11 protein-coding genes are annotated in these 14,655 nt (G+C 47.7%); 4 read left to right on the forward strand and 7 right to left on the reverse strand.

Annotated features, from left to right (window positions below; genetic code table 11):
• Nucleotides 1–503 precede the first annotated feature (503 nt).
• On the reverse strand, nt 504–2,918 hold the full coding sequence (gene tamL / locus DXT99_RS03465) for a translocation and assembly module lipoprotein TamL (RefSeq protein ID WP_449577937.1): 2,415 nt from the start codon (nt 2,916–2,918) through the stop codon (nt 504–506).
• Nucleotides 2,919–2,967: 49 nt separating this feature from the next.
• On the opposite strand from tamL, the gene DXT99_RS03470 reads away from it, so the two are divergent.
• Complete coding sequence (locus DXT99_RS03470; RefSeq protein WP_115564142.1) at nt 2,968–3,720, forward strand: TrmH family RNA methyltransferase; 753 nt, start codon at nt 2,968–2,970, stop codon at nt 3,718–3,720.
• Between the two features lie 61 nt (nt 3,721–3,781).
• Here the strand turns inward: DXT99_RS03470 and DXT99_RS03475 are convergent, their stop codons facing one another.
• The 4 genes from DXT99_RS03475 to DXT99_RS03490 all read right to left on the reverse strand — a co-directional run bounded on the left by DXT99_RS03475 (nt 3,782) and on the right by DXT99_RS03490 (nt 7,679).
• Nucleotides 3,782–4,906, reverse strand: coding sequence for an outer membrane beta-barrel protein (locus tag DXT99_RS03475; RefSeq protein WP_115564143.1), 1,125 nt, complete (start codon nt 4,904–4,906; stop codon nt 3,782–3,784).
• 12 nt (nt 4,907–4,918) lie between these two features.
• Nucleotides 4,919–5,824, reverse strand: coding sequence for a hypothetical protein (locus tag DXT99_RS03480; protein WP_246000431.1), 906 nt, complete (start codon nt 5,822–5,824; stop codon nt 4,919–4,921).
• Between the two features lie 10 nt (nt 5,825–5,834).
• Nucleotides 5,835–6,368, reverse strand: a complete 534-nt coding sequence (locus DXT99_RS03485) for an RNA polymerase sigma factor (RefSeq protein ID WP_115564144.1) — start codon at nt 6,366–6,368, stop codon at nt 5,835–5,837.
• 579 nt (nt 6,369–6,947) lie between these two features.
• The gene (locus DXT99_RS03490) at nt 6,948–7,679 is read right to left on the reverse strand and encodes an arylesterase (protein ID WP_115564145.1); all 732 of its coding nucleotides are present in this window, start codon (nt 7,677–7,679) and stop codon (nt 6,948–6,950) included.
• A gap of 145 nt (nt 7,680–7,824) precedes the next feature.
• Here DXT99_RS03490 and DXT99_RS03495 point away from each other — a divergent pair, with 145 nt between their 5' ends.
• The 3 genes from DXT99_RS03495 to DXT99_RS03505 all read left to right on the forward strand — a co-directional run bounded on the left by DXT99_RS03495 (nt 7,825) and on the right by DXT99_RS03505 (nt 12,343).
• Nucleotides 7,825–8,532 carry an ABC transporter ATP-binding protein gene (locus DXT99_RS03495; RefSeq protein WP_115564146.1) on the forward strand — a complete coding sequence of 236 codons (708 nt, stop codon included), beginning with the start codon at nt 7,825–7,827 and terminating at the stop codon, nt 8,530–8,532.
• A gap of 108 nt (nt 8,533–8,640) precedes the next feature.
• Complete coding sequence (locus tag DXT99_RS03500; protein ID WP_246000432.1) at nt 8,641–11,262, forward strand: ABC transporter permease; 2,622 nt, start codon at nt 8,641–8,643, stop codon at nt 11,260–11,262.
• A gap of 247 nt (nt 11,263–11,509) precedes the next feature.
• Nucleotides 11,510–12,343: an SDR family NAD(P)-dependent oxidoreductase gene (locus DXT99_RS03505; protein ID WP_115564147.1), complete on the forward strand. Its 834-nt coding sequence runs from the start codon at nt 11,510–11,512 to the stop codon at nt 12,341–12,343.
• Between the two features lie 205 nt (nt 12,344–12,548).
• Here the strand turns inward: DXT99_RS03505 and DXT99_RS03510 are convergent, their stop codons facing one another.
• Nucleotides 12,549–12,911 carry a CoA-binding protein gene (locus DXT99_RS03510; protein WP_115564148.1) on the reverse strand — a complete coding sequence of 121 codons (363 nt, stop codon included), beginning with the start codon at nt 12,909–12,911 and terminating at the stop codon, nt 12,549–12,551.
• Nucleotides 12,912–13,047: 136 nt separating this feature from the next.
• Complete coding sequence (locus DXT99_RS03515; RefSeq protein ID WP_115564149.1) at nt 13,048–14,631, reverse strand: NAD(P)/FAD-dependent oxidoreductase; 1,584 nt, start codon at nt 14,629–14,631, stop codon at nt 13,048–13,050.
• Nucleotides 14,632–14,655: the final 24 nt, after the last annotated feature.

Genomic DNA, 14,655 nt, shown 5'->3' on the forward strand with positions numbered 1-14,655 from the left:
TAACCTCTACCGGAGGCTCTCCAAGGACTATGAACGCAGCACCAAATCAGCCGAGACAATGATTCAGATTACCATGATACATATCATGCTTAAGAAATTATCTAAATGAAATCAAAACAGCCTCTTAAATGAGAAGGCTTTTTTATTTTAATTTTATGATAGGTCTAATATCAATATCAGTTGGTTCATGCGCATTGCATTTTCATTGACTGCAGATTGCCCTCCTTGGAGGGGCAGGGGTGGGTTCTATAGAACAGCCTCGTACGCAGTATGCAGTTGATAATGGTATAAAGCGTATAGTCTCCCAGCGGGAAAAACTGTCCATAGAAGTAAAGCTGCTCTTCTTGGGCTCCAGCGGAGCATTCTGTTTAAAGTTTAACAGGTCGCTCCTCTGGAGCTGAGGGTATTTCCTTTTTGTCTGGCTATCAACAGTTCGTCCCGCTGGGACTCTAGAAAACTATATATCCGCAGGCAATGAATGAAGACCTGATATCGTAGCAAAATCAGAAGGGATAGCCGATACCGATTTGCAGCGTACTTTGGCTGTTTCTGGTAAAGAAATCCGAGAACCTGAAATCGTTCAGGATAAACTTGTTTCCATAAAGCCCTGCCGGGTCATATACCTTTGTAGCCAGGTCGAAGCGGAGTATCAGTACGGCCAGGTCGAAGCGGATACCAAAGCCTGTGCCCACTGCCAACTCTTTGTAGAACCTGTTGAAGTCGAAGTTGGCTTTTGGTCTGTTGACGTCTTCCTGCAGCAGCCATACATTTCCTGCATCCACAAATAAAGCCCCATTCAGGAAGCTGAAGATATTAAAACGATACTCTACGTTTGCCTCAAGCAAAACTTCACCGGGTTGCTCCAGGCTATAGTCCCGCTCAACACCTACCGTGTAAGCCCCGTCATTTCCATTTTCCTCTACAGGTCTCACAGAAGCATAAGAACCCAGGCCCAGGCGGCGCGACTGCCAGGCACGTACACTACTGGCGCCTCCAGCAAAGAAATGCTTTTCATAAGGCAGCACCTCAGAATCTAAAATAGGGGAGGCTACTCCTCCGTTCACGCGGTACACGAAGTACCTTTTCCCTCCCAAGGGGATGTAGCGCCTAAAATCCGGGTTGATTTTGGCATACTGAAAGGTCTGAAGGTTGTTGTAGCCTATGTCAAGTCCCAGCTGCCTTGATAGTCCGCCCACTTCCACAAGGGTACGGAAATAGTGCGCGTTTCTGGTTTGCGTAAAATCGTTGGTGTTATAGATAAAGTTAAACCCTACAAATGAGATAATACCATCTGAAAAACTCTCTATCAGTGACCTGCTGCCCTCGCTGTTGTTTATGAGATTTTGCCGGAAATTATTGTCCAGTATTTCTCCCTGCACAATGTTCAGGTTTACAGGAGAAAAGATGAACTGCATCACCGGTGGCCGAAGCGGATTTCTTGTAATCTGCCAGATATAGTCGAGGCCAAGCTGGTAGTTTGTGCGGGTGTACTGCTCCCGGTCACTACTCGTATAGCCGGTATAAAACCGGGTTCTGGGGCTGTATTCTGATAGAAGGCTCCTGTTGGTAAACGGAAACAGGATAACAGGAAATGACAATGACACATCAGCACCAAATTCCTTAATAAGTACAGCTCTGTTAGGATCTGTGAAGCTTGCCTGCCCCTCAATACCTCCTCTCAGGCCTATATCCAGGTTTTCTGCCCCGCCAAAGATATTCCTGATTCGCAACCTGATACTTGAAAAGGGACCTGGAATCCTTTCAGTATAGTTTAGACCTATCTCCAGTGTTTCCTGAAATTTCTTGGCTGGTAAGGCATTGATGTAAGCATTCAGCAGGTAACTGGAGTCTGTGGTGGCGTCTATCCTGCTGTACAGCACATTGTTGAATTGAAAGACGTCTAACTCTGCCAGCTTGCGCTGCGTGGTGGACGTGCGTAACTGGCTGAAGCGCTGGCCGGGGTATATATCAATTTTCTTATCCAGAATACCCGGTGAAAACCTGTGTCTGTAGGCAACATAGTTAATGCCATTGTACACTATCGTGTCGCGCGGAATACCAAAACGGTCCTCATCGGTTTTAAAATAAACTTCATTAATTGTGTATAACCTATGCGTGGAGTCCTGCTCCGGGTTCTGTATGTTGGTTTTGATGGTAGCGGCTCTACCAGTAGAACTTGTATCAACTTCGAACTCTATATATGCACGTGCAAAGTCATAATAGCCCCTGTTTCTCAGCAAGCTGTACAATCGGTCGCGTTCTGCGGTCAACACATCCTCATCATATTTATCCCCTAACTGCAGCAAGGATCGGTGGGCGGTAGCCTGCACCAGTTGACGAATGTCTCCGTCAGGGATGCCATAGTTAAACTCCGTGTACCGGTATGGGGCATTTTCCTCTATATTGATGGTGATGTAAACCAGCTTGTCCCTTTTTACTTCCTTCTCATAATCCGTTTGGTGGTTGAAGTAGCCTTTGGCGTTCAGGTAAATGTCAATCTGATCCATTGTCTTCTCCATCAGCGTAGAATCGTAGATGGTGGGAGGCTCTCCAAGCTGCATCAGAAAATTGCCTTCTGTTTTTCTTTCCTGTAGCCTGTCGATGCGGCTCTCAAACTTTAGCCGCAGGCGCTGTATCTTTGCTGAATCAGTGCCTGCCTCTTCGATTTGTTGCTGCATCCTAGCTTCCTGCTTTTCGATGCGCGCCTGGATCTGCTGCGGATCGTAGAACCTTTTGCCGAAATTATAAAGAGCCAGATAGGGGGTTGAGCCAAGCACCATACGGTTTGGCTCCTGCTGGTAAAGTGCCTGTATAGCAGTGGGTTCCACTGTTTCAAGTCCTTCGGGTTGTATGCTTACCAAAAGCCTTTCATCCTCACCTATATACCTGGTGGGCACACAGGACTGTACACACAACATTGTTAATACCAGTACAGATATGTATAATCGTGATTTCAAACGTTGAATTATGTTATCAAAAGCAGTTGTAAAGTATATCAAATCGTTGCAAATAAAAAAATACCGCAAGCAACACCAGGCCTTTGTAGTAGAGGGAGCCAAGAGCGTACTGGAATTACTTCAAGCTGATTTTGAGCTGGAGTATGTGTTTTTAACCGAACCATTTTACAGGCAACATACCAGTAGTTTGCCACAGGGACTAGCTTTTGACGTTGTTACAGAAGAAGAACTAGTAAAGGCAGGTAGCTTCTCAAGCAATAACGCGGCGCTTGCCGTGGCTCGTATACGGCAGCTGCCTCCGCTGCAAATTAAAAAAGAAGAACTTGTTATTGCTTTAGACGATGTAAGGGATCCGGGTAATCTCGGCACCATTATCCGCATCGCCGACTGGTACGGCATTAAATCGATTGTATGTTCTGAAACATGCGCTGACTTTTACAATTCAAAGGTTATTTCTGCCACCATGGGTTCTTTTACACGTGTTAACGTGCATTACCTGAACCTGGCGGAATGGTTACAGCAGCACACAAAAGAATTCAATATTTACGGTGCCTCACTGTCCGGGGAAAACCTGCATGCCATGGCTCTGAAACCGGAGGGTATAGTGGTGCTGGGCAACGAAGCGAATGGCATACGTCCTGAAATAGCGGCCCAGGTGAATCAACTCATCAAAATACCCTCATTCGGCGAAGCCGAGTCGTTAAACGTGGCTACTGCTACTGCCATTATCATCGATAACTTCCGTCGCCATACCCAATCATAATAAAAAAAGAGGAGTGGTACACCGCTCCTCTTTTTTACTTATCACATAAAACTCAGTTACGTTACAAGAACAACCGCAATCCGAAGCTCACCACATTTGTCTGTGGGCCGCGATTATCTTTAAAAAGGTCGTTCATATTGTACTTGGCAAACAGGTTCAGACTACCGTAGCCTACTACACCTTCCACGCCGTACTGTAAATCGCTTAGGTTATAGGAGTCACGGGTTTTATCTTTTTCTGTTCTGCCATCTTCCTGGTACTTCAGTTTGGTGTGGCTTCCCAGGCGGTAACCTACAAAAGGGCCAGCACCAATCATAAAGCCGTCTTTGCCGTTTTCACGCTGAAACTGTAGCAGTGCCATCAGGGGAAGATTTACGGACGAATGCGTTAGTTTAGTTTTCTGGAAGTTTACGTCCTGCACCTCCCTGAAAAAGGTTGTGTTTCCTGTTTCCTCCACCACTATGTTGTCTTCAAACATATAGTTGTTGAAGGCAAACTCAAGGCCGGACACGATGAGGAAAGGGCTTTTGCGGCCACCCACCCGGGACTTCAGGCGCCAGTTCAGACTCACATAGCGGGAACCCCATGGTTTAAGGTCCGGGATATCTGCAGCGTCGCTTGTAAAGGCATTCAGGCCCAGGTCCAGGTCAAAGCCCATTTTAGTGGCTTTATAGTTTTCCTCCTTACGAGCGGCACGGGTACTGTCGCGCTCTGCTTTGTTCGGCACATCCACGTTTACTCTGGTGTTGTCACCGTCTTCCTCCACTTCCACATCAATCTTAAATGACTTGTTAATGCGGATTTCGTGACGCTCCTTTCTTACTTCACCCTGGGGAGTGGTTTCCTGCACCGTTACGGTCACCTCGTCACCAGAGCCATCCGCAGCTTCAGATGTGTTGAATGTTACGGTCATGTCTTTAGAGCCAGGGTTAGAGTTCTCCATCTGGTCTACCCGATCCACATACGTGTTAAGCTCCCGCATCAGCGAGTCCAGGCTGTAGTTCTGGAAAGCTTTCAGTTGCTGAATGTTCTGCAGTTGCAGTATCATTTTAGCACCATTTGCCATTCTGATTATGATGGTGTCCTGTTCGTTTCCGAGTCGTTCGCCTATGGTAGGACCGCCTTTGGCAGACACACCGGTAGCGGTGGCCATGAAAATGGCCATGAGTAATAATATTCGTTTCATGATTTTGTAGGGTTAGAGATTGATTACTTTAGAGAATTTTTGCTTGCCGATCTGCGTGTTCAAAGCCACCTTATCAGCGTTAATACCCAACTCAGAGAGTTCCACTTCTTCGCCACTTGCCAGGTTACGCACCTGCTTAAAGATATTCTTTGCAAGTCTTGCTCTTTTGTCTAAACCACCAGGAGTGTCTTCCGTCTCTGCCATGGCAACTTGCGTTGGTGACGTATTGGCACGTTTGATGATGATTTCGACAGGCGCAGCGTTCATGTTGGCGTCGGCATTGGCTACAGCGAGGGACGTGGAGGTAACAGGCTTCTCAGCTGGTACAGTCACGGCCTCTGCAGCTTCAGCGGCTCTTTCAGAAGGTGTATTTGCGGCGATGGCCTGCTGCACAGTCGCCTGAGGTTGTTTTGAGGTTAAAGCCTTCACTTGTTTTTGCTGTACAGCTTTGGGTGTCGCTTTGGCTATGGCCTCGGTTTTAACATCCTCTTCTGCTTTATTAGATGCGGCAAGATTTGCATCGGTTGCCTGAGGGGTAATATTTTTTTCTTCAGTACTACTTTCTTTTGTAATATCAGCCTGCGCCATAGCCTCAGGTGCTGGTTGGGTGATAACAGGCGTTTCATGTAACTCCACACTGCCTTTCTCTGTGATAGCCTGATTAATTTCCGGTGAACCCGTGTTGATGTTAAAGAACACAACACCTACTGTTAGCACCAGCGAAATAGAGGCAGCCACAGAGGAGTAAATCCACATATAGCTGCGCTTTTCCTCTTTTGGCTGTAGCGGTGCCTTTTGTGGCATCTCTTCCTCCATGCGGTCCTGCAGGCGGCTCCAAAGATCTGCGGGAGGCGTGGGGGAGGTGTTTCCCAGGCGCTCCTTAAATAACTTGTCTATGTCTTCTGGTCTCATGGTCATCTCCTTGTTGTTATATGGTAATAGCTTCCTGGCCTGTGAGCCGGCGCTGCAGCATGGCGCGGGCCTTGCTCAACTGCGACTTGGATGTGCCCTCGGTTATACCGAGCATGTCGGCTATTTCCTTATGTGAGTATCCTTCAATGGCGTACAGGTTAAATACCGCTCTGTAACCAGCGGGTAAAGTTCTTAACAGCTCCATCAGTTCTTCCTCTGCCAAATCCTGATCTGCCCCTGATGTGCCAGCCACTTGTACGTGGCTGTCGTCGATAGCGAGGTGCAGCAGTTCTTTCTTTCTTAAAAAAGCGAGGGCCTCGTTCACCATAATGCGGCGCACCCAGCCTTCAAAGCTGCCTTTCGCTTCAAAGCGATCAATGTTCTGGTAGATCTTCATAAACCCGTTCAGGAGTGCTTCTTCTGCGTCCATCTCGTTTTTGAGATACCGCTTGCACACCCCATACATTTGCGACACGAAACGCTCATACAGGAGCTTCTGCGCCTTAGTGTCTGCCTTCTGGCATCCTGCTATCAGTTCTGCTTCTGTCACGCTTTGTATAGGTTTATCAAATAATCTTAATTAAGTCGAAATTCTGGAGCAATCTGTTGCTCTTTACCCCTTAGATGCAAGGTACCCGTGGTGTGGTTGCCTGAGACTAAATAAATATTTTATTTTTTTCCGAATGTGCCAACTCCTTCACTAGAAATAGTTGATGTTCAACCATAAAATTAATCTGCTTGTGCTATATATGCTAAACTTATTTTAGTTATTGAAGGTGTGTGTCCTGGATGTTGAGGCAGGGCAGGAGTTAAAGCGTTTTATAAAAGAAAAAAGCGCCTACGAATGAGGCGCCATACAGATAAGTATCTTAAAAAAAGAGAAAGGTTTAGTTTATCCAGGAAGTAGAAAATAGGGATGCAACAGGCCATAAATAGCCGGAGTAGCAGTCGAGTTGTTATTTACAGGCTGAATGAAAAAAGAAAAGGCTCCTGCAGATGAGGAGCCTTTTCTTTTTTTGAAAAATTAAATTTTCAACTTTTAGCCATACACATATACGCTTTCCGGTCAAAGTAGTTGTTGTTGCTTCCTAATTTAATTCAACAGCAAATTGTTATTCATCACCGTTTCTTATACTTCCTCCTCCTGTATTTCCTCTTCCAGAACAAGAGTTTCTAAAGTATCCCACACATTTTCAGCCAGAATCTTTTGGCCTTCCTCCGTCGGGTGTATGCCGTCTCCCTGATTTAGCTCCCTGTTACCCGCTACACCTTCCAGCAAGAAAGGAATAAGTGCTACGTTTTCTTCTTCAGCGATGCGTGTATACACATCTCTGAAGTCCTGAGCATATTGCTGTCCCATGCTAGGGGGGATCTGCATCCCTGCCAGCACGACTTTTACATCCGGGTATTTTGCGCGCACTTTGCCTATAATAGCCTTCAGGTTGTTGTAAGTTTCCTCTGTACTAACACCGCGTAGTCCGTCATTGGCGCCCAACTCCAGCACAAAAACGTCAACAGGCTGTTTCAGGAGCCAGTCGATGCGGCTTCTGCCTCCGGATGTGGTTTCGCCGCTAACACCCGCGTTGATAACTTTATAAGGCAGATTCAGGGAATCAATGCGCTGTTGTATAAGCGCTGGAAAGGCCTGGTCCGGTTCCAGTCCATAGCCTGCCGTCAGGCTGTTGCCAAAGAAAAGAATTCGCTTCGTTTCAGTTTCTGTATTAGCCGCTTCAGTTCTGGGAACTTCTACCCGTGTCTTCTGCTCCGTTTCAAGCTGATCTGCGGTATTCACGTTACCACAACCGTATAGAGCCAGCAAACTGGCCAGGCATATCGTTAAAAATCTATTATCTATCTTCATACAAGCAATTGTTTGCTAATTTTATACTCCTCCAACCAAAACTAATAACGTGCTGTAGTAGTTATTTGGTTTAAGATGGAGGTGCTTTGGTATAATATGTGTTAACAAACGTTATACCAGTACTTATACATAAAAATAATTATTCGTGTCTACAATTCTCGATATTCAGGACTTAAAGAAAACCTATAACAGCGGCGACCGCCATTTAACGGTGCTGGAAGGTATTAATTTTTCACTTCAGGCTGGAGATACCTGCTCCATTGTAGGTCCTTCCGGTAGCGGCAAAACAACTTTGCTCGGCCTCTGTGCAGGGCTCGACCGCGCCAGCTCCGGTTCTGTTATTCTGAATGGTGTTAAATTAGACAATTTGTCAGAGGATGAACGGGCACAGGTACGAAATCAATATGTAGGATTTATTTTCCAGAACTTCCAGTTGATACCAACCCTGACAGCGATGGAGAATGTGATGGTGCCGCTGGAACTTAGAGGCGAGCGCAATGTGCAGCGGCAGGCCATGGAACTGCTGGGCAGGGTAGGGTTGGCTGAACGCCACGACCACTATCCAACACAGCTCTCAGGTGGTGAGCAGCAGCGGGTGTCGCTGGCCAGGGCATTCTCTAATCGACCGACTATTCTTTTTGCAGATGAGCCAACCGGCAACCTGGACGAAGAGACAGGCCAGCGGGTGGAGCAGCTGCTATTTGACCTGAACCGGGAGAGCGGTACGACCCTTGTGCTTGTGACGCATGACCTGGACCTGGCAGAGAAAACGCAGCGCATTATTCGGATTAAAGGAGGCAATGCTGTCTCTGATACAGGCGCTCCTGTTTCTGTGAGCAGAGATGAACTATAGGAAGATGTAGCACGACGAGAATGTATGGCACCTAACTTCTGGTAAACGCTTTTTCTGCCATTTTACATACAAGAGCCCACTGTTGTAAATGTTTATTTACAACAGTTCATGAATAAAACAAATCAACAAGCAACTATCAGCAATATAGCAGTGCCCGACACCATCATCCATTTAGAAAAGAAAAACAATCTGAACCTGCGTTGGCTCCTGAAAATGGCGTGGCGTGATAGCAGGCGTAACCGGGGTCGTCTGGCCCTGTTTATTTCTTCTATTGTGCTGGGTATTGCAGCGCTTGTGGCAATCAATTCTTTTTCCGATAACCTCCGCACTGACATAGATAACCAGGCGAAGTCCCTTATAGGAGCAGACCTGGTAGTAGCCAGTAATAAGGAAATTGAACCCGAGATGCAGCAGTTGCTCGACTCCATTGCCGTGGGAGGCGACCGTTCTGATGAGGTTCGTTTTGCCTCCATGGTTTACTTCCAGGCATCTGAGGGTACGCGGCTGGTGCAGGTGCGGGCGCTGGAGGCAGGTGGATTTCCCTACTATGGCGAGATAGAATCTGAGCCGCAGGACGCCAGCACGACTTTCCGCAGTGGCGGACGCAAAGCACTCGTAGACCATACGCTGCTGCTACAGTACAACTCTGAACCCGGTGACTCAATAAAGGTAGGTAACCTTACATTTGAAATTGCCGGCGCACTTCATAAAATTCCAGGTCAGTCAGCCATGACGGCCACCATAGCTCCAGCTGTTTATATTCCAAAGCAGTACCTGGAAGAGACGGGCCTGCTGCAGAAAGGTAGCCGCATCAATTACTACCATTACTACCGCTTACCCGCTAACACAGATGCTGATGAGCTTGCAAAAAAGCTGGAGCCTCGGTTTGATGCAGCGGGCTTTGGTTTTGATACCGTGCAGAGCCGCAAAGAGAGCACAGGGGAATCGTATGCCAACCTGGCGCGCTTCCTGTCGCTGGTTGGCTTTGTGGCCTTGCTGTTAGGCTGTGTGGGTGTAGCCAGTGCTGTGCATGTGTACATCAGGGAAAAGTTGTCTACCATTGGCGTGTTGCGCTGCCTGGGCATGAGTGGCAAACAGGCCTTCCTGATTTACCTGTTCCAGGTGGCGGCAATGGGTCTGATTGGTTCTATAGCAGGCGCTATTCTTGGCAGCTTAATTCAGCTGTACTTACCACAATTGTTCCAGACTTTCCTGCCTGTGGAGGTCACAATGGGAATATCATGGACCGCCATTGCCGAGGGTATCGGAATTGGTCTGGTTGTGTCTGTCCTGTTTGCGCTGCTGCCGCTGCTGTCTATCCGGAATGTTTCTCCCCTCATTACATTGCGTGCCGGAATAGAGCATGTCTCAAAGCAGCCCGATAAATTGCGCTGGGCAGTGAGTGGACTGATATTAGCCTTTATTTTCGTTTTCGCTTACCTGCAGCTAGGTACCTGGCTGAGAGCATTGTCGTTTACAGCGGGTGTACTGGTTGGCTTTGTGGTGCTTGCCCTGATTGCCCGCCTGATGATGGGGCTGGTGAAGCGGTATTTTCCCAGGAGCTGGGGTTATGTATGGCGACAAAGCCTGGCAAACCTGTATCGCCCTAATAACCAGACACTGCTGCTCACTGTATCTATCGGTTTAGGAACGGCCCTGATTGCGACACTTTTCCTGATGCAGCGCCTCCTGTTGAGTGAAGTAGCCATTGCCGGAAGCGAGAACCAGCCAAACCTGGTCTTGTTTGACATTCAGAATGCCCAGAAGGAAGAAGTAGCCCAACTTACCCGGGAACAGGGCCTGCCTGTGTTGCAAATGGTACCGGTGGTAACAATGCGCATCGATGAAATTAAAGGATATACGGCTGCTGATGTGCGCAACGACACGACACTCGGTATTTCAGAAAGAGCTTTCACTAACGAGCTCCGTGTAACGTACCGCGACTCGCTGATAGACTCTGAAAAGGAAGTAGGCGGAAACTGGCAGGGAAAAGTAGGTTCATCCGGAGGAGCTATACCCATTTCTTTAGAAGACCGCTATGCAGATAGACTGGAGGTAGCTGTTGGCGACACTATTGTATTTAATGTGCAGGGAGCTTTGATACCGACCATAGTGGCCCATTTGCGTGAAGTCGAGTGGAACCGGGTACAGACAAATTTCAGGGTGGTGTTTCCGGAAGGTGTTTTAGAGGAAGCTCCCCAGTTCCATGTGCTTATGACGCGGACCCAGACAGATAATCAATCGGCGCAGTTCCAAAGAACAATGGTGCAGCGCTTTCCAAACGTGTCGGCTATAGACCTGGACCTGATATTACGTACGCTAGATGATATTTTGGGAAAAATCGCCTTTGTGATTCGCTTTATGGCGCTCTTCAGCATAAGCACCGGCTTACTGGTGCTTATCGGCTCGGTGAACATCAGCAAGTTTCAGCGGGTACAAGAGAGCGTGCTGTTACGAACACTCGGTGCCAGCAGAAAGCAGATACTATCTATCAATGCATTTGAATACCTGCTGCTAGGGGCATTAGCCGCAGGCACGGGTATAATTCTTTCGCTGGGTGCCAGCTGGGCCCTTGCGGTGTTTAGCTTCGAAGTGCCTTTTGCTCCTGATCTGGCACCGCTTCTACCCATTTTCTTAGGTATAACCGCCCTGACTGTTTTTGTGGGAATGCTGAATAGCCGCGGTATCTTAAACCGACCACCACTCGAAGTATTGCGCAGAGAGGGCTAAACATTATAGACTGTTTCTTTAGTCTTGGTATTAGCGCATAAGCTAGTTATAAATCTAAAGCCCAAGGCATTGCGTTGGCTTTCGATTTTTTAGCTGATAGGCTTCTGCTGTTTTTTGTTAAACCTGCCTCAATACGGCCTTAAACGATGTTCAGAAGCGCCAGGAATACTCGGAGGCAACCCATTTGCTGTTTAGTTGGTAAAAGATAACACTGCCGCATCTTGATGGCAGTACTGGAACTTAAACTATGAAAGCAATGAACGAGAACAACAGAGGAAAAACAGTATTGATAACGGGCGCTTCAAATGGCTTCGGTCTGGAGTTCGCCAGGCTTTTTGCAAAGGACGGTTATAACCTGATACTGGTATCCCGCAGCACCGACAGAATGAAGAAGCTAGCTTACAAACTGCAGGACGACCACCAGTTAGAGCATGTCTGCGTTGTTACTTCTGATCTGGCACGTCCGGAATCAGCGAGAGAGGTATACGAAGAGGTGAAGAAGAGCGGCATTCAGGTAGATGTATTGGTCAACAATGCCGGGGCTGGTATACATGGCTTTTTTCATGAAACAGACCTGGAGCGGGAGAATGCTATCATACAACTGAACGTTAACACACCCGTGGCTCTCACCAAGCTGTTCCTTCAGGACATGAAGTTGCGCGACGAAGGTAAAATATTGAACGTAGCTTCCGTCGTAGCCCAGATACCTTCGCCGCTAATGGCTGTATATGGTGCAACAAAAGCCTTTCTGCTTTCATTTTCTGAAGCATTAAGCAATGAACTGCAACATACAAACATAACCGTGACAGCCTTATGCCCGGGTGCCAGTAACACCATGTTCTTCCGAAGAGCCGGTGCTGCACATACCAAAGCAGCGCATGGGCCCCTATCAGAGCCAGCAGAGGTTGCCAGAGATGGATATGAAGCGCTGATGAGCGGAGAAACTAAGATTGTTTCCGGTATGATGAACAAAGTGCAGGCTACAGCATCTAATATGGTGCCTGACAGTACGTCTGCCGCCGCCATGCGCAAAATGATGGAAGAAGCGGAAGGTGAAGAAAAGTATCATGTTGAAACCTGATACTTAACCTTCTGAAACAAAACCCCATCTGCTTTTAAATAAAAGCTGATGGGGTTTTTTATTTGCTATGCCAAAAAACGAAAGAAGGGACCTTGCCTTAAGGTCCCTTCTTTGAGCATAGACAACAAATGCCATCTGCTATTTTCTTCCTTTTACGTGCTGATATGTGTCAGGTTAATCTTTTTTTAAATAATTTTTAAAAAGATTAGTAGCTATCGGTGGCCAGCATAACGAGCGTGCAGTGATGCAGTGTTGTGATGTTTGCTTTCTCGGCCATTTGCTCAAATTCCCTGTTTTCTGTTCCCGGGTTAAAGATGATGCGCTTCGGTTTCAGGTTCAGGATATAGTCATACCAGGAAGGCTGGTTCTGCGGCCCTACATATAGTGTCACCGTATCTACATCCTCAATGGGTTCGTCTTTATCGTGAATAATTTTCTTACCGCCCACTTCTCCTTTTTTTATACCTACAGGCACCACTTCATGACCATGCTGCTGCAGCCTGTGTACAGCTTTGTAGGCATAACGCGCAGGGTTATCGGAGGCACCTAATACAACTGTCTTTTTCATATATGATTAGTTTTAAATGCTTCGTTCAACAAGTCTGTTCTGTATTTTACCGCTATGTGCCCTAAATAGTTGGTGTTTCTACCTACTTTGCCCTGCAATACCTCAATGATTAGTAAGATTATAGCCATTTTAAGGCCTAATTAGGCACTGTAACACCAGCTCTTAGGGCTGCCATCTCAGCACAACGCTCACCATCCATGGCTGCAGATACAATGCCACCAGCATAGCCGGCTCCTTCACCACAAGGGAAGAAACGCTTAACCTGCACATGTTCCATTGTCTCTCTATCACGGGGTATTCTGACAGGGGAGGAGGTACGGCTTTCCACCCCCACGATCTGGGCCTCATTGGAGAGGTAGCCACGCATTTTGTTGCCAAAGGCTTTGAAGCCTTCGCGCAGGCGGTAACTCATATCCTCCGGGAACAGTTCATTCATATCTACCGGCACCAAACCAGGCTGGTAAGATGTTTCTAACAAGGCGCCACCTGTTTTGCGACGGGTAAAGTCCTGCAGCAATTGGGCAGGAGCCGCTTGTGTACCACCCGCCATCTGACAAGCCTTCTGCTCCAGGGCCTGCTGCATACGCAAGCCAGCCAAAGGACCATACTTTTCCAGTTCCATATCTTCCAGTTCAATGGCCACCACAATGCCTGAGTTCGAGAAGCGGGAGTCGCGGCGGCTTGGGGACATACCGTTCACTACTACCTCACCGGGCGCTGTGGCTGACGGAACGATAAAGCCACCAGGGCACATGCAAAAAGAGAATATACCGCGCTGCCTGTTATTGTAGTGGGTCTGTTGCACCAGGGCATAGGAGGAGGCAGGTAACCAGGGACCGCGATCTTCGCACTTATACTGTATGCTATCAATCAGGCTTTGCTGGTGTTCTACCCTAACGCCCATCGCAAAGGGCTTGGCCTCCACTGTAATGTCCTTCTGATGCAGCAGCTCAAAAATGTCGCGGGCGCTGTGGCCGGTGGCAAGTATAACTGACTCGCCTGTATAAGCTTGTCCATCCTGCGTAACCACACCGCGCATTTCCCCCTTCTCCAGAATAAAGTCTGTTACACGCTTATCAAAAATAACTTCGCCACCGGCGTTTCGGATGGTTTCCCGGATGGCTTCAATAATTTTGGGAAGTTTGTTTGTGCCAATATGCGGGTGGGCATCAAACAGGATATCCGGTGTGGCTCCATGCTGTACCAGTATCTGCAGAATACGCTGCAGATCGCCGCGCTTTTTGGAGCGGGTGTATAGTTTTCCGTCAGAGTAGGTACCGGCACCTCCCTCTCCAAAGCAGTAATTAGAATCCGGGTTAACGGTATGCTCCTTATTGATGGCAGCTAAATCACGGCGGCGGCTGCGTACGTCCTTCCCGCGCTCCAGCACGACTGGTTTCAGTCCGAGCTCAATGCAACGCAAAGCAGCAAATAAACCGGCAGGACCAGCACCCACAATCACCACATGCCTGGCGTTGGTTACATCAGGGTAATGGTACTGCGGAGAAATAATATCTGTAGGAGGATTGTCTAAGTAAACGTCTGCCCGGACACGCACCTGAACTTCCCGTCCACGCGCATCGATGGAGCGCTTAATACGGTGCAGAAATTTTACATCTTGGGGCTTGAGATGGGCACTTTTCAGGATTTCGTGCTCTAATTGCTGCGCATCAAACGCAACCTCTGGCGCTAACACCAGATCAAGTTCTTTTTTTCTCATGATATAGTGGGTAAGGGATTTATC

Origin of the sequence: Pontibacter diazotrophicus, assembly GCF_003367245.1 — a bacterium.
GTDB lineage: Bacteria > Bacteroidota > Bacteroidia > Cytophagales > Hymenobacteraceae > Pontibacter > Pontibacter diazotrophicus.